Below are 22,470 nucleotides of genomic sequence, written 5' to 3'. Positions count from 1 at the left end.
TATCTTTCTCCATCCTAAAAAATCTTTTTTCACATTTACGGTAACAAAACAATTGTAACGTCGTCCTACTTATACAACCGATAAATCAATTATTTTGGAAACCATTTTAACCATCAACAACCTCGACAAAAGGTTTGGCAGGGTGGATGCAGTAAACAATGTATCCTTTGAGATTAAAAAAGGGAATGTATACGGCATACTCGGCCCTAATGGCAGCGGAAAATCAACCACGCTGGGCATCATCCTGAGCGTCGTGAACAAAACTTCCGGCTCTTACAGCTGGTTCGGCGGGCAGCTTGAAACCCATGAGGCCCTTAAAAAAGTAGGTGCTATTATAGAGCGCCCCAATTTCTATCCCTATATGTCGGCTTATGACAACCTGAAGCTGGTATGCAAAATAAAGGGAACATCTTACAATAAAATCGAAGAAAAGCTCACACTGGTTGGCCTTTGGGAACGAAAGGACAGCAAGTTCAAAACCTTTTCACTGGGCATGAAGCAGCGCCTTGCCATAGCCTCTGCCCTGCTCAACGACCCCGAAATACTGATACTCGACGAACCTACCAACGGCCTCGACCCACAGGGCATCCGCCAGATACGCGACATCATCAGGCTCATCGCTTCGCAGGGCACAACCATCCTGCTGGCGTCGCACCTTTTGGACGAAGTGGAAAAAGTATGCAGCCATGTGGTTGTTTTGCGCCACGGGATAAAATTGTACGATGGCACAGTTCATGGCATGTTAAACAGTGAAGGTTTTTTCGAACTACAGGCAGAAAACCAGGAAGCACTCACTCAACTAATGGAAAAACATCCTGCAGTAAGCAGTGTTGAGGATAATGAAGGTAAACTTACGGCCTACCTTTCCGCTCCGCTGGAGCCGGCGGAACTAAACCGCTACCTGTTTTCCAACGGAATTACATTGAGCCACCTCGTTAAACGGACACACAGCCTCGAAGAACAGTTCCTGCAACTTACTAACCAATCAAAAGAAATTTAGCCATGAAACGCCTTTTATCTATAGAATTTCAAAAATTGTGGCAAAACCGCGCCAGCAGGATTTTAATCCTGACCTATTTTATCCTGCTATCCTTTATAGCCCTTATGGCATCCATCAAGTTCACGCTTTTTGGCGTTGAATTCCGCCTGGCCGACCAGGGTATTTTCAACTTCCCGTATATCTGGCATTTTAATACCTTTATCGCCTCCATACTCAAGTTTTTCCTTGCTGTGGTAATCGTATCGATGATGGCTAACGAATATACCTATGGTACACTGAAACAAAACCTGATTGACGGTTTGAGCAAAGAGGAGTTCATCAAAACAAAATTCCTTACGGTTGTCGTGTTTGCGCTCGCATCTACTGTGTTCATTTTCCTGTTGTCGCTTTTATTGGGATACAGCTTTTCATCCTATGATGAAGCTTCGATAGTATTCTCGGGCCTCGACCATATAGGCGGATTTTTCCTTAAACTTACTGCCTTTTTCTCTTTCTGTTTATTTACGGGCATACTGGTGCGCAGGTCGGCTTTTGCCATAGGTTTTGTGTTTGTATGGTGGATTGTAGAGAAAATCATTCACCTGTTGCTAAGATGGTATGTGCTCAAGGATGCTGAACTTACCGAAAAAGTGATTGGTTTTTTTCCTCTCGAATCGATGTACAACCTCATAAAAGAACCTATCAGCCGCTTTGAAGCCTATCGTGCTATTGAAACCCAGGTAAGCCAAACAGCTGCGGAAGTCAAGTTTTATGGCGTACACTGGTACGAAGCTGCGATTGTAATCTTCTGGATAGCATTCTTTATGTTAATGTCGTACAGAATTTTGAAAAAGAGGGATTTGTAATAGTATCTTTGCCGGTGCTATGGTGAAACGACTCGCTTTATTCTTTGCGCTGTCACTTGTTGGTGGCATGGCATCGGCACAAAACATACAGGTAAACGACAATTATACCGCACAACAGCTGGCAGATGCGCTTGTGAGCAATTCATGCGCCCAGGTTACCAATGTAGTGGTAAACGGGTGGACAGGCGGAGCCGGAGGCCCTAGCTTTGGCTACTTTACAGCCGGGGCATCCTCTTTCCCCTTTGCCAATGGCATCATCCTGAGTACCGGATTTGCAGCATCGGCACCGGGGCCCAACAATTCACTTTTAAGCGAAGGCAACACGTCTTGGGGTGGCGATGCCGACCTGGAGCAGGCTCTTGGCGTAAACGGTACCATTAATGCGACGGTGCTGGAATTTGACTTTACGCCCTATACCAGCCACATCAGTTTCGATTACATTTTTGCTTCGGAGCAATACCTTACCAGCATCAACTCTCCGAACCAGTGCAACTATACTGATGGTTTTGCCTTTTTGCTGAAGAAGGCTAATAGTACCGGTGCCTATACCAACCTTGCCGTCGTACCCGGAACCAACACCCCTGTCAGGGTAAACACTGTACGCGGCCAGGGCGTATGCCCCGCGGCAAACGAACAATACTTTGACCAGTTTAATCCCTCTAATTCGCCGATAAACTTTAACGGGCAAACGGTTATACTCACAGCCGAATCGGATGTGGAGGCCGGGCAAACCTATCATATAAAACTTGTTATTGCCGACCAGGGCAACAACCTGTATGATTCAGCCATATTCCTTGGGGGTGGCAGCTTTAGCGCGACGCTGGACATTGGACCCGACAGGCTTATTGCTGCCGGCAACCCGCTGTGCAGCGGCGAAACCTTTGAACTGGATGCCAATTTTAATGGAGCTACGGCATGGCAATGGTACAACGGCACAAACCCTATTCCGGGGGCGACCGGTGCAACTTATAATGTGACAGCCACAGGTGATTATACCGTGGAGGTAAGCTTTGGCCCAACCTGTACCACTACCGGCCAGATACGCCTTGAATATGCTGCCCCGCTTTTACTGGGCAACTATACGTTGCTGCAATGCGATGAAGATAACGACGGCTTTACAACATTCAATCTCGGGCAGGCCGGCCAACTGGCCGTAAATGGCGATCCGAACCTCTCGGTTGTAGGCTATTATCTGAACGCTGACGGTTCCGGCCCAATCGCCAACATTAGTGCTTATGAGAACACAAGTGCCGGACAGACAATATATGTAGTATTACGCAACAATTTCGACTGTACGGGCATTGCATCGGTAACGCTTGCGGTGTCCAACAATACGGTGGCTGACCCAACCCCGTTAGAAGAATGCGATACCGATGGTACCGATGACGGCCTTTTCCATTTTGACCTTACCACAGCCGAAACCGAAATACTGGCATCCCTCCCAGCAGGATTGCAGGTAAAGTTCTACACATCATATAGCGATGCACTTACATTTGCCAATCCGGTGACAGATGCTTCAAACTTCAGCAATACGGTTGAAGATGAACAAATTGTTTATGCCCGCATCAACAGCGGCAGCGATTGCTATGGTATTGCCGAAGTACGCCTTATTGTCCATTCATTCGGGGATGCTTTTGCCGATGAGGAAGTGATATTGTGTGATGATGTTGCCGATATTACCCTTGATGCCGGGGCTTACAGTTCGTACAGCTGGGATACCAACCCGGTACAAACCACCCGGACAATAACTGTCGACGAGCCCGGCACTTATACAGTGACAGTAACCAACAGCTTCGGTTGCGAGGGCAGTAAAACATTTACCGTAATTCCGTCAGGCCGGGCCACGGGTGCTGATTTTGACATAAAAGACTTTACCGGAAATGACAATGCTGTTACCGTTTTGCCGGTAGGCATTGGAACGTATGAATATTCACTCAACGGAAACGACTGGCAGGAAAGCCCGGTGTTCAGCCATTTGGCATCAGGAGTGTACATTGTCTACATCCGTGATGTTAACGGTTGCGGACCGGTATACCGGCAAAGTGTTGTTGTGCTGGACTATCCGCTATTCTTTACGCCCAATGGCGACGGCATCAACGATATATGGAGGATACCGTTCAGCTACAACCGTCCCGGTATTTTTGTAACCGTTTTCGATCGCTATGGAAAGATCATAACAGGTTTCAGTGGCAATGATCAGGGATGGGACGGAACCTATAACGGTGCTCCCCTGCCTGCTACTGACTACTGGTTTTTGATAGAACTGGAAAATGGAAAAAAAGTAAGGGGCCATTTTTCCATGATAAGGTAAGAACACTTCTTGCTTAATTATCATTTTTTTCTCGACCAGAATGCACTCTTCCTAAACAGGAACCGCCAAATAGTAATCCGGTGTGTAAAAAGCACTTAAAGATTTGGTAAAGCCGCAAGTTACAGTTTATATTTACAAAAAAAAATTGCCCGGTATCGATGATGCCATTTGGGACAGTAGTATTGCGCCTTTACTTTTTGCTATGAAGTTTTTTTATCTTCCTGAGATCAGGATATGGATAAAATTTGGGGCTATTTTGCTGTTCTACAATAGTTTTTACTAAATTTATAAAAAAATTAACACCGAATGCTGTGAAAGTTACCCTCAGGATATTGCTGGTGGCGTTTCTCCTCGTTCCCTTTTCATACGCCATCGCCCAAACGGATTGCCCGGATGCGATAATAGTATGCGGGAATGCCAATTATACCGGGCTCAATGCCACAGGTATCGGTGTGCAGGAAATTGACTTCAACAATGCCTGTTCCAGCCAGGAGCATAACAGCCTTTGGCTCAAAATACTTATAAAGGACGGCGGCACCCTTGGTTTTATACTGACACCTGAAAGCGATAATCTTGTTGTGGATTTTGATTTCTGGATATACGGCCCCAATGCAACCTGTGGGGCGCTGGGAACTGCAATCCGCTGTTCGACCACTAATCCCGGTGCGGCCGGGCTAACCTTTAACGACACGGGGATGAACGGGACAGAAACCGACGTGTCTGAAGGGCCGGGTCCGGATGGCAATGCCTATATACGATGGATGGATGTAAATGATGACGACATTTATTACCTTGTTATCGACAGGCCTCATGGTGAAGCCAATTTTTCGATTGAATGGACCGGAACAGCTACCTTTCATAGCATTCCGGAATTCCTCAACCCTGATAACATTGCTCTGGAAATCATGGAGTGTGATGACGATGGTGTCACCGACGGATTCACAACCTTCGACCTTACAGTATTTGAGGAAATGTTCATAGGCCCTCAAACGGATGTTGAAATCACCTACCACACCGACAGCAATGGCATGCTTACAGGCGATGACCCTCTTGAAAACCCCGGGGCCTATTTGAACACTGCTAACCCGCAAACCATATACATGCGGATGACTAATCCGGTTACAGGATGCTACAGCACCCAAACTATGGATATTTGGGTAAACACAAGCTTTCCGACAGGGGTACCTGCAAACATATCCCTGTGCGACCTGGATGGCACCGGCATAAGGGAATTTAACCTTATACAAACAGCAGCTCCGATAAGCAATGGCTTTGAAAATACCGAGGTTGTATATTATGCATCATTTAACGATGCGCAGAATGAAAACTCACCCCTGCCCAACCTGTACCAAAACCAGGTGCCCTATACACTCGAAACGATATGGGCAAGGGTTGAAACTACAAGCGGATGCTACCGTTTTGCATTTGTACCCTTTACCATTACTGTATTCCCCAATCCTGAAATGATGCATTCGGATGAGTTTCCTGAAGGTATGCCTTTGGAAATAACCGAATGTGATGAAAACTGGGATAATGCTACCGCATTTGACCTTACCGTTTATGAACCTATGCTGACAGGCACGCAAACCGGCATGCAGTTTACCTATCATACAAGCGCTGATAATGCAGAAATCGGGAGCAATTCCATAGCCGGTCCATTAAGCTACGTAAATACATCCAATCCGCAGACAGTGTACATACGGATGTCGAATCCGATTACCGGGTGTTATGTTTTTGAGCCACTAACCCTCAGGATCGATTATTCCATGCCGGTTGGCGAACCCGAAAAACTGGAGCTGTGCGACCTTGATGGCGATGGCGTTGGGGAATTTGACCTTTCGCTGAACACCGAAGCCATAGCCAATGACTTTCCTGACACCACTGTAACCTATTACAGCTCGGCAGAAGATGCGCAAAACAAAGTAAACATGCTCCCTGTGCCGTATCAGAACCAGGCGGCGGACAGCACGCAAACCATTTGGGCACGGCTGGAAACAACACAGGGATGCTACCGTTATGGCATAACTTCCTTTGATATCGAAATTTATCCCCTGCCGCAAATGATGCGCAATCCTGATTTTCCGCCCGAAGCGCCGCTTGAAATTAATAGCTGCGACGACGATGGCATTGATGACGGTTTTACCGACTTTGACCTTACCCAATATGAAGGGATGCTTACAGGTACGCAAACAGGCGTGGCACTTACTTACTATACCGACTATAATGATGCATTGAACGGTGTGAACGACATTGACATCCCGGAATCGTATGTAAATGTTTCCAACCCTCAAACAGTGTTCATGCGCATGACTTCAACTGCAACAGGGTGTTTTGTCATCGAATCGCTTACATTGAAGGTGGATACGGATTTGCCAACCGGCACCCCAATGCCGCTTTCGCTGTGCGACGAGGATGGTGATGGTTTTGCTGTGTTTGCCCTTACGCAAAATGACAATGCAATACGCAACGGGCAGGCCAACACATCGGTTGCCTATTATGCCTCACAGCAGGATGCAGAGGATGAAATCAACCCATTGCCTGCAAATTACCAAAACCTGCAACCAAATGTACCACAAACCCTATGGGCACGCCTGGAAAGTACGGATGCCTGCTTCCGGTATGGCATAACATCATTTGCAATTGGTGTAAACCCGCTGCCCCAGCCGATGCGCAGCAATGAGTTCCCGATAGGCACACCTCTTGAAATAGCGCAATGTGATGACGATGGCACTCATGACGCAATTACCGATTTTGACCTCAGTGTTTTTGAGGAGATGCTTACAGGGACACAGACCGGAATTTCAATAACCTACCATACCGACCCTGCCGACCTGGCATTGGGCGGCAACGCAATTGACAATCCTGAGGCATTTATAAATACCGCAAATCCGCAAACCGTTTACATCAGGATGGCCTACAGCGCAACGGGGTGTTATGTTACCGACAGCGTAGTCCTGAGCATCGATTACAGCCTCCCGACAGGCGAGCCTGAAAACATGGAACTTTGCGATACCGAAAGGAATGGCATAAGGCAGTTTGACCTCGCTCAAAATGATGAATACATTAAAAATGGCAACAATAATAGCGTAGTGACCTATTATGCCTCCGAGCAGGATGCTATTGATGAAATAAACCCGCTGTCCAACCTGTATGAAAACCAACAGCCCTATCTTACCGAAACGGTATGGGCAAGGCTGGAGAACATTTCCGGATGCTACGGCTACGGCATTACATCCTTTACAATCGGTGTGCTGAGCATACCTGAAATTACCTATACAACTGAAATTACAGACTTTACCGCATATTCGAACAGCATTGCTGTAATGATGGCAAGTGCAGACGTGGCCAACTATGAGTTTTCACTGGATGGCAGGACGTTTTCGGACGCGACCTTTTTCGACGGTCTCGTGCCCGGGGTGTACACGCTTTACATACAATCAAAAGACGGGTGCAGCAGCGTGACGGAACAAATACCGATACTTAACTACCCTAAATTCTTTACCCCAAATGGTGATGGGATCAACGAAGTATGGAACGTGGTATTCATTTACTTTTTTCCCGATGCCATAGTGAACATCTTTGACCGTTATGGAAAGCTCATTAAAAGCTACAGGGGAAAGGAACCCGGCTGGGACGGAACCTATAATGGCGAGAGGCTCCCTTCTACCGATTACTGGTTTGAGATTGTTTTTGCCAACGGCCGAAAAATAAAAGGCCACTTTGCCATGGTTCGATAAAATTAAATACTTTTGGAGGTTCAATGCCCTGTTATGAATAAAATTATACCCCTGTTTTTGTTCTTTTTCTCACTGAATGCTTTTTCCCAAAAAGAAGCTAATAACTGGTATTTTGGCCGGTTTGCCGGCATCCGCTTTCTTGATAACGGCTCGGTGGTAGCATTGTCTGACGGGCAAATGGATACCAACGAAGGCTGCAGCGTTATATCTGATGCTGACGGCAACCTGCTTTTTTATACCGATGGCCGTAACGTGTGGGACCGCAACCACCTGAAAATGCCCAACGGCAATTACAATGCCGGTACGGGCCTGATGGGCGACCCTTCTAGCACACAGTCGGGCATCATTGTTCCTAAAAAAGGCGACCCCAACATTTACTATATTTTTACGGTAGACGAGCCGCACCATGAAAATGCGGCAGTGTACCCTGCGCAATTCAATGGCGTCTATTCCGATACCGGATTAGGCGTACCTGAGACGGATGACGGATTCAATAACGGCCTGAACTATTCGGTGGTTGATCTTTCGGTTACGGGTGCTAATGGCAGCATAGGCGACGTGGTAACACGAAACGTGCATTTGGTAACCTACAACCCTGCCAATCCTGAAGAGATAAAATATAAATGCTCAGAAAAGATTACTGCCGTAAAGAACAATACCGGTACCGGCTTTTGGGTGGTAACACAATTCGTTGACAGGTTTTATTCCTTTTTTGTGGACGAAAACGGCGTAAATGCTACCCCTGTAATTACCCAAATAAACCCTGTTGTGGGCACTGAAGGATACAGGCGGAATGCAATCGGGTACATTAAGGCCTCTCCAAATGGGAAAAAGATAGCCATTGCCCATAATCAACGCGGAAACATAGCGGGCAGCAACGCCCAAAACGGGACGGTTTATCTATACGACTTCAACAACGGAACAGGGGTTGTTTCCAATGCCATCCAGATAAGTAACAATACCGTGCCCTATGGGCTTGAATTCTCGGCAAAATCGAAAAAACTTTATGTGGCTTATGATGCAAGCCCTTCGCACGCTGCAGGACTGCACCAATACAACCTCGAAGCAGCTAATATTCCTGCTTCCGAAATTTTCATTACTAACAATTCCAGTACCGCAAGCGCACTTCAACTGGGGCCCAACAGCAAGATATACATAGCCGTAAACGGCCAGCCGGCCCTGGACATCATTCACCTGCCTGAAGAAGACGGGGTATCCTGTGACTTTGAGCCCGGAGGTGTGAATCTCGGCTTCAACGGGTTTGCCATTTTTGGGCTGCCGCCGTTCATAACTTCTTTATTTTCTGCCAGTATTTTGGCCGAACACACCTGCCTTGGAGACACTACACATTTTACACTAAATGCGTTGGGCGACTTTCAAACGATCTCCTGGGATTTCGGGGATGCCACACCGGCGTCAACAGAGCTTGCCCCTACCCATATATATGCAGCGCCGGGTGTTTATTCGGTGGTGGCTACTATTACTAACCTTGCCGATGTATATACGATACCGCAGGAAGTCACCATATATGGGATACCTGCCGCAAACACTGCGCCGCCGCTCAATGAATGTGACCCTGAAAACGACAGGTTTGAAATATTCAACCTTTCGGCGAACAATGCTTCTGTCCTTGGCACACAAAACCCGGCAGCATTTGAGGTGCGCTATTTCACGTCACAGCAAAATGCCGATGAAAATACCAATGCGCTGAACGGCACAACCTATACCAATACTTCAAACCCGCAAACCATATTTGCGCGTGTTCACCAAAGGGGCAACAATAAATGCTATGCTACGACTTCATTTGACATAGCGGTAACGGGCGCCCCCGTTATGAATGCTACAGAATATGCCATTTGTGATGACGATGCCGACGGGAACGATACCAACGGCAGGGCGACTTTCGATTTACAAGCCGTCACTATGGCGCTGGTTCAGGACACTGCCAACTTTACCACCACCTATTATGCGAATGAAACCGCAGCCAATAACGGCGCAGCCAGCACCCTCCCGGCACAGTTCTACAATACAATAAGGGATGCGCAGGTGGTATATGCCCGCATGGTGCATACTACTTTTACAAATTGTGTTACGGTATTGCCTGTAACACTTATTGTCAATCCGCTTCCTGATGTGGTCATGGGAACAGAGCTGGTGCAATGCCTGAACCCCGATGGCGCTAATATTTTTAACCTCACCCAGGCAGATTCACAATTAACCAACGGCGACGCAGGCCTCATGGTGCGTTACTACCCTACTGTTACCGATGCCGGAGATGGCACAAACGAGATTGTGGGTGCCTATAACAACACCTCAAACCCGCAAACCATTGCTGCGCGGGTGATTGTTACAGCTACCGGATGCTATCGCATTTTACCGGTAACGCTGAGGGTCACCACTGATATTCTTCCGCCTGTTCCAATGGAACGCTGCGATGATGACGGCACCGAAGACGGATTTGCCGAATTTGACCTTACTGCCCTTGGCCTTGAAGACGGTACCAACAGCGTTATTTACTATCCGGCAGTGGTTGATGCATTGTTGGAACAAAATGCCATACCGTCGCTGTATACCAATACCATTGCCAATGCTCAAACCGTGTATGCGCGTGTAGAAGTGAACAACGAGTGTGCTGCCCTTCAGCCCATTGACCTTATCGTGCGCCCGCTGCCTGACATTGATATTGACGATACTGCGATAGTATGCCTCAACACCCATGATTTTGTACCCATAAGCGCAGGCGTGCTGTTAAACCTCCAAAACTATGCTTTTGCATGGTCGACAGGCGAAACGACGCACACCATCTTTGTGAACCAGCCGGGAACATACACTGTGGAAGTAACCAATATCACCAACATTTCGGCTTGTTCCAAGGTGCGTACGATAACGGTTGCCCCTTCGGACCTTGCGGTAGTAGACGATGTGATTGTAGAAGAACTGAGCGACAACAACACGATTACCATTTTCGTGCACCCCGGCAACAACGTGCAGACCACTTACCTGTATAGCCTGGACTCACCTAACGGGCCATGGCAGGAATCGAACTTTTTTGACGATGTGGATGCAGGCATCCATACGGTTTATATATACGATACCAACGGTTGCGGCGTGAAGCCCTATGGCGTATCAGTACTGGCGGTGCCTAAATTTTTTACCCCGAATGGCGACGGCATCAACGATACCTGGAACATCATCGGTGTGAATGCGCTGTTTTATGAGAACAGCAAAATCCATATTTTTGACCGTTACGGCAAGCTTCTCGCCGACGTCAATCCCAAAGGTAAAGGCTGGGACGGCATATACAACGGCTATCCGCTGCCCTCAACAGACTACTGGTATGTCGTAGCCCTTGATGACGGCAGGACGGTAAAGGGGCATTTTTCGCTGATTCGGTAGAAAATTGTAGATTTCAGATTGTAGATTTCAGATTGAGCTTCACTCAAACGTAAAAATAAATTCTTGTCCTTTAAATGAAAAAACAATTCCTTGCACCCGAAAGCATACTACCGGTAATTGCGTTGATCCTAAGTATCGCTAACCTATTCAATCCTTTAGAGCTTTCAAGTATAGTGTCGTTGGCCGGAATAGTTGGTGGGATCATGTATTTTGCAGGTAATCCTTTTGCTTCTAAAATACTATATGCGTGGATCATTGCGCAAATCGTTATCATCCCTCCTTATCTTGACCTGTCACAGGTATTCAACTTTACATTGGGCATGACATTTAACGAAACCGGAATTTACGTTAATGTTTTAGCCATCGGAATGCTGGTCTTTATAAAATCCCTCGAGGCAGCCAAAGCCGTTGGGCAAATCGTACGGATACACGAATTTCGTGAAGGGAGCATGGAAGGCATTTTACCTTTAGAGGGGGTTGTAAATACAAGGATAGATTTTAGCCAGGAAAAAAACTGGCTGCTGGTCAAGCCTTACGCGCCGTTCACTTATGACGGAATGACCATTAGCCACGTACTTATTAAACGAAAAGACGGAAACATCCTAAAGAGGAAAACAAAAAATCAGTTGGTTTTCCTTCGGCTATTCACGGGAAATGAGAATGCCCCCGGCTTAGACATCAACGACTATCCGTTTATTGACTGGGCTTACGCTGACAATTAAGCATTCGGCTACATCCGCTGCGTATAGAAATTATAATCATTCAGTACGGTATCTACAAAAGCGGTGGCATTGGCAGAAACGGATTTGATGCCCGTTACATCCTCAATTTTCTTTTGTAATTTGGCAATCATGGCAAAATCAGTAGATTTCAGGCTGGTTTCGTATGTTTCCTTAATGATTCGGACGTCGTTATCGGAGAGCCTTATCACCAACGGATATAACGGCACATAGGCATCGTTGATTTCCTTGAGGATGGTATGGTTGATGGTGATGTCGTTTTTAAGCGAAATGACAGCAGTTCCCGCGGCCATGTCGCCCAGGCGCTGTGTTTTTTTGTTGACAGCCATGGTAATCAGCCCTATGAACAGAAAGCCGAATGGCGGCGTTACCTCAACAATCCTGAAGATCCAGCGCATCAGGTAGTCGCCAAAACCTGCCTGGTAGCCGTCAATCTTTATCACTTTGATCTTTATCAGGCGCTTCCCGGGTGTCTGCCCGTCCATAAACGTTTCGAAAATAAGTGTGTACAGGAATACCGGCAACCCGAAAAAGACATAAATGGCATTGCCCGACCAGTAATCGAGGGTACTGATGTAATCATCAAATCCGGTCATGCTGAATATGATGTCAACCACAAAGTAATAGGCAACCCATATCACAAAATCGATCAGGTAGGCCAGCATACGCTCACCCGTGGTGGCCGTCCTGAAATTTATGTCGACATTTTGTGTTGTCGTAATAGAAAGTTCTGACATATTTTATATTTTAGCATTCTTATGAGAGAGGTCGCCTTTATAAAACAAAATAAAGAAAAATGGCTTGAATTTGAGCAGGCTATTTTTGGTAAATCTAAAAAAAATCCTGACGACCTGGCAAGCCTGTACATCCATTTGGTGAACGACCTTGCCTACGCACGCACCTATTACCCTAAAAGCAAGACAGTTGTATACCTCAACCACCTTGCTTCCATAACCTACCAGAAGATATACAAGACCAAGCGCGAGGAAACCAACCGCCTGGTATACTTTTTTACCACCGAAGTACCGCTTATAGTATACCGCAACAGGCGGTATGTGCTGTATGCATTCCTGCTTTTCATCGCCTTTACAGCCATCGGGGCCATATCGGCAGCGCACGACGATTCGTTTGCAAGGCTCATCATGGGCGACGACTATGTGAACCGCACCATACAGAACATCGAGAACGGCGACCCTGTAGCCGTGTATAAAGGCGGCGGCAACTGGGGTATGGCGTTTGGCATCACCTTCAACAACCTTAAAGTGGGGCTCATCCTCTTCATTACCGGGATTACCGGGGGCATCGGTACGGCCTTATTCCTGTTCCAGAACAGCGTAATGCTGGGTTCGTTCCAGTATTTCTTTTACGAGCGCGGGGTATTTTGGGCCAGCGTGCGCGGGATATGGATACATGGCTCGATGGAAATTTTCGCCATGGTGATCGAAGCCGCGGCGGGCCTAATACTGGGCGCGGGCATACTGTTCCCGAAAACGAGGTCGAGGATTGAGTCGCTCAAGCTCAGCTTCAGGGATTCGCTCAAGATTGTGGTCAGCACCATGCCGTTCACCATTGGCGCGGGGCTGCTGGAAGGCTTTGTAACGCGCTATTCGAAAGAGATGCCCATGGTACTGAACATCGCCATAATACTCATCACGCTCATTGCAATATCCTACTACTACCTGGTATACCCTTATAAAGTCAACCGAAAAATAAACAGCCTGCAACCGGCGCCCCACGAAGAAGCCTGATGCGAAACCTAATTACATTGAACAGATTCCTGCTTTGCATACTATTGCTGCTTATCCCGCTTGCAGCCTGCCCGACTACGGTTCAGGACAGTGTGGCATTTAAAGAGGCCCAGGCACAGCCCGAAGCGGACCTCCCCTATGCACAACGCAGTTTTGAAGAAGGCTTTAAGGACAGCTATTCGGGATCGGATTTTAATTACGAGCCCAAAAAGCCTGCAAAGAAAACAGCCTGGGACCGCTTTAAGGAATGGCTGGGCGAAGTGTTGCGCAGCATCTTTTTCGGTGAGGAAGAAAGCGGAAAGGGCAAAGGCTGGTCGCTGACGCTGAAGATACTCGCATTTGTCCTTATTGGCATAGCGGTATATTTCATTTCGCGCGCCCTGCTTAACAAGCAGGGATACTGGATATTTGGCAAAGCGCGCAAAAAAATCAATGTGCAGGATGCCGATGAGGAAAACATCCACGGCATGGACCTGGTCAAACTTGTGGCCGAAGCAAGCCATGCCGGCAACTACAGGCTGGCGGTACGCTACTACTACCTGTGGCTGCTGAAGAAACTGGCCGATCGTGAAGTGATACGGCTGCACCGCGACAAGACCAACAGTGACTACCTGTATGAGATACGCGACAATGGCCTGAGAAAAGATTTTGAATACCTTTCGTATGTGTACGACCACAGCTGGTATGGCGAGTTCCCCATTGACAGGGCCGCCTATGATAAAGCAGAGAGGGCATTCCGTAAAACATTAAATACGTTATAAGATGAGCAGGCAAACCACAATCTTTATCGTATTCGGTGTATTTGTTATAGGGCTTGTAGCAGTCATTGCGGCCATGATGCCCAAAGAGGTCAACTGGTCGCCTACCTATGAGCCGCGGCACAAGATGCCCCTGGGGCTGTATGTGCTGGATAACGAAGCGCCTAAACTGTTTAAACAACAGGAAATAAAGAAATTTTCGGTAACTCCTTATGAGTTTTTCGATGATAAGTTCGACTACGACAAACATACCTACACCACAAAAGGCACGTATCTGGACATAAAGGACCACAACACGCTTGACGAAGCTTCGGCCATGGAACTGCTGTATTTTGCAGAACACGGCAATACGGTGGTGTTAAGTATGAAAGATTTTCCGCCAGTGCTGCTCGACACGCTCAACCTCAGGCTTAGCGGCGATTATTTCCCTGCCGATTCCATAAGCTTCCGCCTGAAAAAAGATTCCGGAAAGTACTGGTATGCGAAGGGGGCCGGCTACACTGCTTTTGATTCCATAGAAAAATCGGGGGCAACGGTATTGGGCTACCAAAATACGCCAAAGGGCGAAAAGCCCAACTTTATACGCGTGGGCTTTGGCGATGGCCAGTTCCTGCTGCACACGCAGCCTGCGGCCTTCAGCAATTATTACCTGTTGAAAGGCAGCCGCCACCACTATGCCGAAAAGGTACTGTCGTACATCCCTAAAGGCAACATTTACTGGCATTCGGGTTTACGCAACCTTTCTACCAGCAAGCTGCGGTTCATAGAAAGCCAGCCTGCCTTGTATTCGGCCATGTGGCTGGGCATCGTCGGGATCATCATCTTCATCCTTTTCAATGCGCAAAGGAGGCAGCGCATCATCCCGGAGATAAAGCCGGTGCGCAATACCACGCTCGACTTTACCAAAACCATCGGCAACCTCTATTACCAGGAGGGCGACCACCATACGATCATCGAAAAGAAAATCATCTACTTCCTTGAGTTTGTACGGACCGAATACCTGATAGACACCTATGCCCTGGATGAGGCCTTTGTCGAAAAGCTGCACCTGAAGTCGGGCAAATCGTACGAAGATATCCAGAAAGCGGTAGGGCTGATAAAAAAACACAGGCACCAGTTTCAGAGTACCGAAGCTGACGTTATAGAAATCAACAAAGCAATTGAAAAATTAAGGTTATGACAGAAGAATTCAACAGCCCAGAGGGGATCAACCTGGATAAGGGTGCGCAGGCAAACGATGCTGCCGGCAGTACCCCTGAAACCGACAACATCAATTTTACCTCAAGGATCGACCTTTCGGGCCTGCAGCAGAGCATCGAGGCAGTTAAGTCGGAAATAAGTTCGGTAATCGTTGGCCAGCAGAAAATGATCGACCAGCTTTTGGTTGCCATACTGTCTAACGGGCATGTGCTGCTTGAAGGCGTGCCGGGCGTGGCCAAGACCATTACGGCCAAGCTGCTTGCCAAAACCCTGACGCTTGACTTTAGCCGAATCCAGTTCACACCGGACCTCATGCCGTCGGACATACTGGGTACATCGGTATTCGACATGGCGTCATCCAAGTTCAATTTCAAGAAGGGGCCTATATTTTCCAACTTCGTATTGATTGATGAGATCAACCGTGCACCTGCCAAAACACAGGCTGCCTTATTTGAGGTTATGGAAGAACGCCAGATAACCATTGAGGGCACTACCTACCCGATGGAAGCACCATTTCTTGTAATCGCTACGCAAAACCCAATCGAGCAGGAAGGCACCTACCGCCTGCCCGAAGCGCAGCTGGACCGTTTCCTGTTCAAGATTGCCATCGATTATCCCAAACTCGATGAGGAAGTTGCCATACTGCAGCGCGAAAATGCCCTGCACGACAGGGAAAAGCTGGAGAACATAAAAAAGATACTATCGCAGGCTGACATCCTGAAATACCAGGGCGTTGTAAAGCATATCGTGATCGAGCCGCAACTGATAGAATACATTGCCAAGATCGTGACCAATACCCGCGAAAATGCGTTCCTCTACCTGGGGGCTTCGCCGAGGGCATCCATAGCGATACTAAATGCCGCCAAGGGCTTTGCAGCACTGAGGGGCAGGGATTTTGTAACACCGGAAGACATTAAGGATTCGGCCATACCGGTACTGCGCCACAGGATCATGGTAGCGCCCGAGCGTGAAATGGAAGGCCTTACCAGCGAACAGATTATCAAACAGATTATAGATACCGTAGAAATACCGCGTTAATGAAGTGGCTTAACCGCATATACCTAAACAACCTTTTCTTCTATGTGCTTGTGGGCATCATGGTTTGCTTTGTGCTGGCCTTTGTGTTTCCTGCACTGTATGCCGCCGTGTGGCTGATGGTATATGCATTCATCGGGTTTACCGTAATCGACTTCCTGCTGCTTTTTGCGTCCAACCAGCGTTTTGACGGGACGAGGATTCTTGCCGAAAAGCTGTCTAACGGCGATGAGAACCAGGTGGTGGTTCGGCTGGAAAGCGGCTACTCGTTTCACGCTGCCTTAAAAATCATCGACGAGATACCGGTGCAGTTCCAGATGCGCAATTTCAGCGTAAACCGTACCATAAGCCCGGGAGGAAGCGACAGCTTTGAGTATTTCCTAAGGCCGACGGAGCGCGGCGAATACCATTTTGGCAGCCTGAACGTATACGTGTCCTCTCCCCTGCGGCTGGTATCGCGCAGGTTTAAATTTGAAACAGGGCAGATGGTGCCGAACTACCCTTCGTACATGCAGCTGCGCAAGTATGACCTGATGGCGTTTTCGAACCGGCTTTTTGAATACGGCCTGAAAAAGATACGCCGCATAGGCCACACCATGGAGTTTGAGCAGATAAAGGAATATGTGGGCGGCGACGACCTGCGCACCATCAACTGGAAGGCCACCGCCAAAAAGAACCAGCTGATGGTAAACCAGTTTCAGGACGAACGGTCGCAAAACGTGTACATGGCCATAGACAAAGGCCGCGTGATGAAGATGCCCTTCAACGGGTTGAGCCTGCTGGACTATGCCATCAACTCGACATTGGTATTGGCCAACATCATACTGAAAAAAGGCGACAAGGCAGGGATGTTTTCCTTCTCTAAAACAGTAGAGAACCGCGTTGCCGCCGACAGGCGTTCGATGCAAATGCAGCGCATCATGGAAACGCTGTATAACGTGAACACCAACTTTTTTGAAAGCGATTACAGCAGGCTATATGCCGACATTAAAAAGAACGTGACCCAACGCAGCCTGATATTGCTGTATACCAACTTTGAAACCCTGGACGGCCTCAGGCGCCAGCTGCCTTACCTGAAGGGCATTGCCAAAAGCCACCTGCTCGTAGTGGTATTTTTTGAGAACGTAGAGCTGGAAGCACTTATGAATAAAAAAGCCGGCGACATACAGGAGATATACGACCAGGTGATTGCCGAGAAATTCGCATTCGAGAAAAGGCTGATCGTGAACGAGCTGAAGAAGTACGGCATCTATTCGGTACTCACCAGGCCCGAAGACCTGACCGTGGAGAGCATTAACAAGTACCTTGAGATTAAAGCGAGGGGTATTTTGTAAAAACCATTATTCATGAAATATTTCGGATTGCTGCTTTTGGGTATTGTTTTGGTTTCGTGCAAAAAGGAAACGCCACAGGATATTGCAACAGAAACTTCAACACAAGCTACAGATACGACTGTTGTAGAAAAGGTTTTCGCCGATAAAGGCAAAACCTCTAAACTGGAAGGGCTTGTTGCTGATTTTTCAAGACTGAAGGAAAACACAATGGCCCGGCTTTCGTCGCTTAAACCTGAGGAAGCCAACAAGCTGTACGATGAATACGAAAAACAAAACAATGAAATAATCGGCCGCATGAACGTTGCCGAAGGCAAATTGCTGGAGGACTTCCATAATCACTTTTACGACAACAATGGCGACCCCATAAAATTGCAGGATTCCATCCAACATAAAAAAGACCTGCTGGAAAAGGCAGGCCTGGAGTTTTGGCACATTGGTGAAGGCATGGGCGAAATACGGGCGAAGCATGACTATTACCTGAAAATGTTCAACGACTATGTGACACCTGATTATAAGCGATTCCTTGCCCTGCAGTCTTTTGACGACTCGGACCTGTGGAGCGCTGATGCAGGGCTTGCCATAACCTGGGAGGAACTGTCCCAACGGGTTATCAACTGGGAGGATTTCCTGCTAAAATATCCGGGGAGCAAACTATATGCAAGGGCATCTGCCAATTACCGTATGTACCGATTGAGCTACCTGTTTGGGCAGGACAACACACCTACCCATGAACACGAAGGCAACACCCTTTATCCTGAAATAGTTGAAGAATACAACCGCTTTATAAAAAAGCATCCCGACAGCCCTACGGCAAAGATTGCCCGACAGATGCTCAGAAACAGTGGCAACATTGGTTTTGAAGGCATACATGAGCAGGAGACTACGGAATTTCAAAAAGCTTATAATGGGTATTATGATGAAGAATGATATTTCCCTAAACTTTTCAGTACTATTTTAAAACAGATTAGGAATGAAAAAATATATTAAGTAATTTCCTGCATTATTAATCTGCCGAAAATTGACAAAAAAATGTTTTCTGATGATAGGTTCATGAAATCATATCACAACACCCCTGAATTCCTGTAGCGAGTACCAAAAAATCATATAGCGCGGGTATGAAAATCATATCGTAACTTTGCAAAAATCATCAAGAAAAACAATTTTGAAACAGATTACGAGTCCGCAAAATCCATTGATAAAACACCTCGTGCAATTGCAGGAAAAAGCAAAGGCCCGGAGGCAGAGCGGCACGTTCCTGATCGAGGGGCAACGTGAGATAGAACTGGCACGAAAAGGTGGCTATGAGATTGAAACAGCGCTGTTTATGGAAGGCATGCTTACTGAAAATGAGGTGAAAACTCTTGCAGGCAGGCAAACCGAACTGATAGAAATAAGCCGGGAGGTATACCAAAAACTTGCCTACCGCGATACGACCGAAGGGATCATTGCCGTAGCTAAAACAAAGAGCCTGAGGCTTGAAGACCTTGAACCGGGCGATAATCCGCTGATACTGGTAATGGAGGCTACTGAGAAACCCGGCAACATTGGCGCTATGCTTCGCACTGCCGATGCCGCCAACCTGGATGCCGTAATCATTGCTAATCCTAAAAGCGACCTGTACAACCCCAACATTGTGCGCAGCAGTGTTGGCTGCCTGTTTACCAACAACATAGCCGTCGGAACTACAGAAGAAGTAATCGCTTTCCTGAAGTCGAAAAACATCAATATTTACTGCGCTACGCTGCAGGATTCGGCGCAATACCACACCCAGGATTATACGGAGGCATCGGCCTTAGTCGTGGGTACAGAAGCAACCGGCCTGACAGACGAATGGCGGGCGGCCTCTACAAAGAACATCATTATTCCCATGCAGGGTGCCATTGACTCGATGAATGTTTCGGTTGCTGCGGCCATACTTATCTTTGAAGCCAAAAGACAGAGGGGTTTTTAAAATATTACGTATCTTTCGACGTTTACTAATAGCCAATACGACACCAATGAAAGCCCTTACTTTACTTGCAATTTTGCTATCCTTACCCGTTTTTTCGCAGGACATTGAAACGTTATCATGGGATGAAGCCATGATCAATGACAAAATAAAGATGACCATCAGTAAAGCTGAATTTGACAGGCGGTACAAAAAAGCTGATAGTATTACGGCACCACGACACGATGAGATATGCGGGCGCGAGGAAGAGGCAACTGTAAAAATGGTGCATTATAAGGGCACTAAATACGAGCTTGACAATGGCATCATGAATTTCAGGAGCGTGGATTTCACTAAAAACCGCAACACTTACTTCTCTATAAAAAATGACTGGTTCGACCGTACCACTACCCTGAAAAGTTTTATGAAGACGTATCCGGGTGCGGCTGCATATATTGAGGATGTAGAAGGTGAAGAAGGCGAATTGCTGGAAATGATTACCCTTCTCCCCGATACCGCTGAGGACTATGAATGGCGTTTTTACTTTAAGGATGATAAGCTAAAATCCATTGAATGCTATTTCCCGTGTGATTGATGCCCAATCCAAAAACATATTACAATCCCGTAAACGGTGAATATGCCCGAATAATCGAATCGTCCGAGGATACCGGCGGCGAATATTCGCTGCTCGAAGTGAGCCTTTCGCCGGGCGGTGGCAACCCGCTGCATTATCATACCCGATTTACCGAAGAATTCTTTGCCTTAAAAGGGAATCTCGGACTGCAATACCAAAAGGATATTGTGCATCTTAGGCCCGGAGAGCGGAAACTTGTCCCCATAGCCATTCCACATCGTTTCTTTAATGACAGCACCGATGAAATCGTCTTCAGGGTAATGCTCAGGCCCGGACAACCCGGTTTTGAAAATTTCCTCAAAACAATGTTCGGGCTGGTAAATGACGGAAAAACCATAACGAAAAATCAAATACCTAAAAACATTTACCTGATTGCCGTAATGCACAACTGGGGCGACACGCATTTGGCAAATCCCCTTTTCAGGCTTATTTCACCGATGGTAAAACTATTTTACCGACGGGCGGTATATCTCGGTATAGAAGCTGAGCTGCTTGAACGGTATGTAAAGGATTAGGTGTTTCAGGATTTAATCCATAAATTTGCATTTTTCAATCCATTATGAATCCGAAAGATATTGAACGCATATCGAAAGCGCTGGCCGACCCCAACCGACTGAAAATCCTTGAACAGGTGAAACAGCAGGGAAGCGGAATGCAGTGCTCGTGCCTCATCAATTTTTTGGGGCTTGCACAACCATCTGTTTCCCATCATATTAAGCAGCTCACAGATGCCGGACTCCTTATTCCGGAAAAGGACGGGCGTAGCATCAGCTACACTATTGACAATACGGTACTTGCCGGATACATCAACTATTTAAAAACTTTAGGGTAAAATAATATATCGAAATATTTAAATATGTAGATTTATTATATATCTTTGTCCCTGTAATTAATCACGGACTTTTTTTGATTAATTACATCGATAAATTTAAATATATAGATAATTTAATTAAACGAAAAATGAGTTTAAAGTTAAGTGGAAAAGTGGCGCTGGTTACAGGAGCCAGTAAAGGAATAGGGTCCGGAATAGCTAAAAGCCTTGCTGCGGCGGGTGCGGCAGTAGTGGTTAATTATGCTTCGGACAAAGAAGGAGCAGACAAAACCGTAAGCCAGATACAATCGGATGGCGGAAAAGCAATTGCCTTACAGGGGAAAGCGGACAACGAAAGCGACGTGAAGCGCATATTTGACGAAACAATAAAGACTTATGGCAGGCTTGATATTTTGGTAAACAATGCCGGCATCTACAGGTTTAACCCACTTGAGGAGATAGGCCGCGAGGAGTTTGAAGCCCAATTCAATACCAACGTATATGCACCTATACTCACATCCAAAGAAGCTGTTAAGCATTTTGGCGAGGCCGGTGGCAGCATCATAAACATCGGTTCGATTGCCAGCCGGACACCTGTAGTCAATTCATCTGTGTATTCAGCCACAAAAGGTGCTCTCGACACCCTTACGCAGGTACTGGCGCTGGAGCTTGCCCCGAAAAACATAAGGGTAAACGTAGTAGCACCGGGCCCTGTAGAGACTGAAGGCACCCATGCCGCTGGCTTAATAGGCAGTGACCTGGAAAAGAATCTTGTGGCAATGACGCCGCTTGGGCGCATTGGCCAGCCTAATGATATCGCCACGATTGTAACTTTCCTTGCAAGTGACGAATCTGCGTGGCTTACCGGCGAACGCATCAGTGCCGGTGGTGGAATGCGATAAAACAGGCAAACCAAAGTAAAGCAGGCAGGATTATTTCCTGCCTGCTTTTTTTATAACCCTCATACTATTGTAATTCTCCCAAATATTTACTA

18 protein-coding genes are annotated in these 22,470 nt (G+C 47.0%); 17 read left to right on the top strand and 1 reads right to left on the bottom strand.

Going from position 1 to position 22,470, the window contains the following annotated elements; translation table 11 throughout:
* The first annotated feature begins 94 nt into the window (after window positions 1–94).
* The 6 genes from OGH69_RS05390 to OGH69_RS05365 all read left to right on the top strand — a co-directional run bounded on the left by OGH69_RS05390 (window position 95) and on the right by OGH69_RS05365 (window position 12,011).
* Complete coding sequence (locus tag OGH69_RS05390; protein ID WP_265173428.1) at window positions 95–1,000, top strand: ABC transporter ATP-binding protein; 906 nt, start codon at window positions 95–97, stop codon at window positions 998–1,000.
* Window positions 1,001–1,002: 2 nt separating this feature from the next.
* Window positions 1,003–1,845, top strand: a complete 843-nt coding sequence (locus OGH69_RS05385; protein WP_265173427.1) for an ABC transporter permease — start codon at window positions 1,003–1,005, stop codon at window positions 1,843–1,845.
* 19 nt (window positions 1,846–1,864) lie between these two features.
* Complete coding sequence (locus tag OGH69_RS05380; RefSeq protein WP_265173426.1) at window positions 1,865–4,156, top strand: T9SS type B sorting domain-containing protein; 2,292 nt, start codon at window positions 1,865–1,867, stop codon at window positions 4,154–4,156.
* 311 nt (window positions 4,157–4,467) lie between these two features.
* Window positions 4,468–7,893, top strand: coding sequence for a T9SS type B sorting domain-containing protein (locus OGH69_RS05375; RefSeq protein WP_265173425.1), 3,426 nt, complete (start codon window positions 4,468–4,470; stop codon window positions 7,891–7,893).
* 33 nt (window positions 7,894–7,926) lie between these two features.
* Window positions 7,927–11,289, top strand: a complete 3,363-nt coding sequence (locus tag OGH69_RS05370; protein ID WP_265173424.1) for a T9SS type B sorting domain-containing protein — start codon at window positions 7,927–7,929, stop codon at window positions 11,287–11,289.
* Window positions 11,290–11,363: 74 nt separating this feature from the next.
* Window positions 11,364–12,011 (top strand): hypothetical protein, encoded by a 648-nt coding sequence (locus tag OGH69_RS05365; protein WP_265173423.1) that lies wholly within the window; start codon window positions 11,364–11,366, stop codon window positions 12,009–12,011.
* Between the two features lie 8 nt (window positions 12,012–12,019).
* Here the strand turns inward: OGH69_RS05365 and OGH69_RS05360 are convergent, their stop codons facing one another.
* The gene (locus OGH69_RS05360) at window positions 12,020–12,766 is read right to left on the bottom strand and encodes an RDD family protein (protein WP_265173422.1); all 747 of its coding nucleotides are present in this window, start codon (window positions 12,764–12,766) and stop codon (window positions 12,020–12,022) included.
* Between the two features lie 21 nt (window positions 12,767–12,787).
* Between OGH69_RS05360 and OGH69_RS05355 the strand changes: the two genes are divergently transcribed.
* The 11 genes from OGH69_RS05355 (at window position 12,788) to OGH69_RS05305 (ending at window position 22,378) form a co-directional block, all read left to right on the top strand.
* Window positions 12,788–13,777 carry a stage II sporulation protein M gene (locus OGH69_RS05355; RefSeq protein ID WP_265173421.1) on the top strand — a complete coding sequence of 330 codons (990 nt, stop codon included), beginning with the start codon at window positions 12,788–12,790 and terminating at the stop codon, window positions 13,775–13,777.
* A gap of 17 nt (window positions 13,778–13,794) precedes the next feature.
* Entirely contained in the window at window positions 13,795–14,538 is a 744-nt protein-coding gene (locus OGH69_RS05350; RefSeq protein WP_265173420.1) for a DUF4129 domain-containing protein, read from the top strand.
* A gap of 1 nt (window position 14,539) precedes the next feature.
* On the top strand, window positions 14,540–15,715 hold the full coding sequence (locus OGH69_RS05345; RefSeq protein ID WP_265173419.1) for a DUF4350 domain-containing protein: 1,176 nt from the start codon (window positions 14,540–14,542) through the stop codon (window positions 15,713–15,715).
* Window positions 15,712–16,773 (top strand): AAA family ATPase, encoded by a 1,062-nt coding sequence (locus OGH69_RS05340; protein ID WP_265173418.1) that lies wholly within the window; start codon window positions 15,712–15,714, stop codon window positions 16,771–16,773. Before OGH69_RS05345 ends, OGH69_RS05340 begins: the two co-directional genes overlap by 4 nt.
* Window positions 16,773–18,104, top strand: coding sequence for a DUF58 domain-containing protein (locus OGH69_RS05335; RefSeq protein WP_265173417.1), 1,332 nt, complete (start codon window positions 16,773–16,775; stop codon window positions 18,102–18,104). Before OGH69_RS05340 ends, OGH69_RS05335 begins: the two co-directional genes overlap by 1 nt.
* 12 nt (window positions 18,105–18,116) lie before the next feature.
* Window positions 18,117–19,031, top strand: a complete 915-nt coding sequence (locus tag OGH69_RS05330) for a hypothetical protein (protein WP_265173416.1) — start codon at window positions 18,117–18,119, stop codon at window positions 19,029–19,031.
* A gap of 235 nt (window positions 19,032–19,266) precedes the next feature.
* Entirely contained in the window at window positions 19,267–20,055 is a 789-nt protein-coding gene (locus OGH69_RS05325) for a TrmH family RNA methyltransferase (protein ID WP_265173415.1), read from the top strand.
* A 46-nt stretch (window positions 20,056–20,101) separates the two neighbouring features.
* Entirely contained in the window at window positions 20,102–20,626 is a 525-nt protein-coding gene (locus OGH69_RS05320) for a hypothetical protein (RefSeq protein WP_265173414.1), read from the top strand.
* Window positions 20,626–21,180: a cupin domain-containing protein gene (locus OGH69_RS05315; RefSeq protein ID WP_265173413.1), complete on the top strand. Its 555-nt coding sequence runs from the start codon at window positions 20,626–20,628 to the stop codon at window positions 21,178–21,180. The genes OGH69_RS05320 and OGH69_RS05315 overlap by 1 nt, the downstream gene beginning before the upstream one ends.
* 44 nt (window positions 21,181–21,224) lie before the next feature.
* Window positions 21,225–21,497, top strand: coding sequence for an ArsR/SmtB family transcription factor (locus tag OGH69_RS05310; protein WP_265173412.1), 273 nt, complete (start codon window positions 21,225–21,227; stop codon window positions 21,495–21,497).
* Between the two features lie 128 nt (window positions 21,498–21,625).
* Window positions 21,626–22,378 (top strand): SDR family NAD(P)-dependent oxidoreductase, encoded by a 753-nt coding sequence (locus OGH69_RS05305; RefSeq protein ID WP_265173411.1) that lies wholly within the window; start codon window positions 21,626–21,628, stop codon window positions 22,376–22,378.
* The last annotated feature ends 92 nt before the right edge of the window (window positions 22,379–22,470 follow it).

The sequence above is a fragment of the Flavobacterium sp. MFBS3-15 genome (assembly GCF_026107645.2).
In the GTDB taxonomy this organism is placed as follows: domain Bacteria; phylum Bacteroidota; class Bacteroidia; order Flavobacteriales; family Flavobacteriaceae; genus Flavobacterium.
Note: the sequence above shows the minus strand (reverse complement) of the source record. Positions and strands in the feature narration are given on the sequence as shown.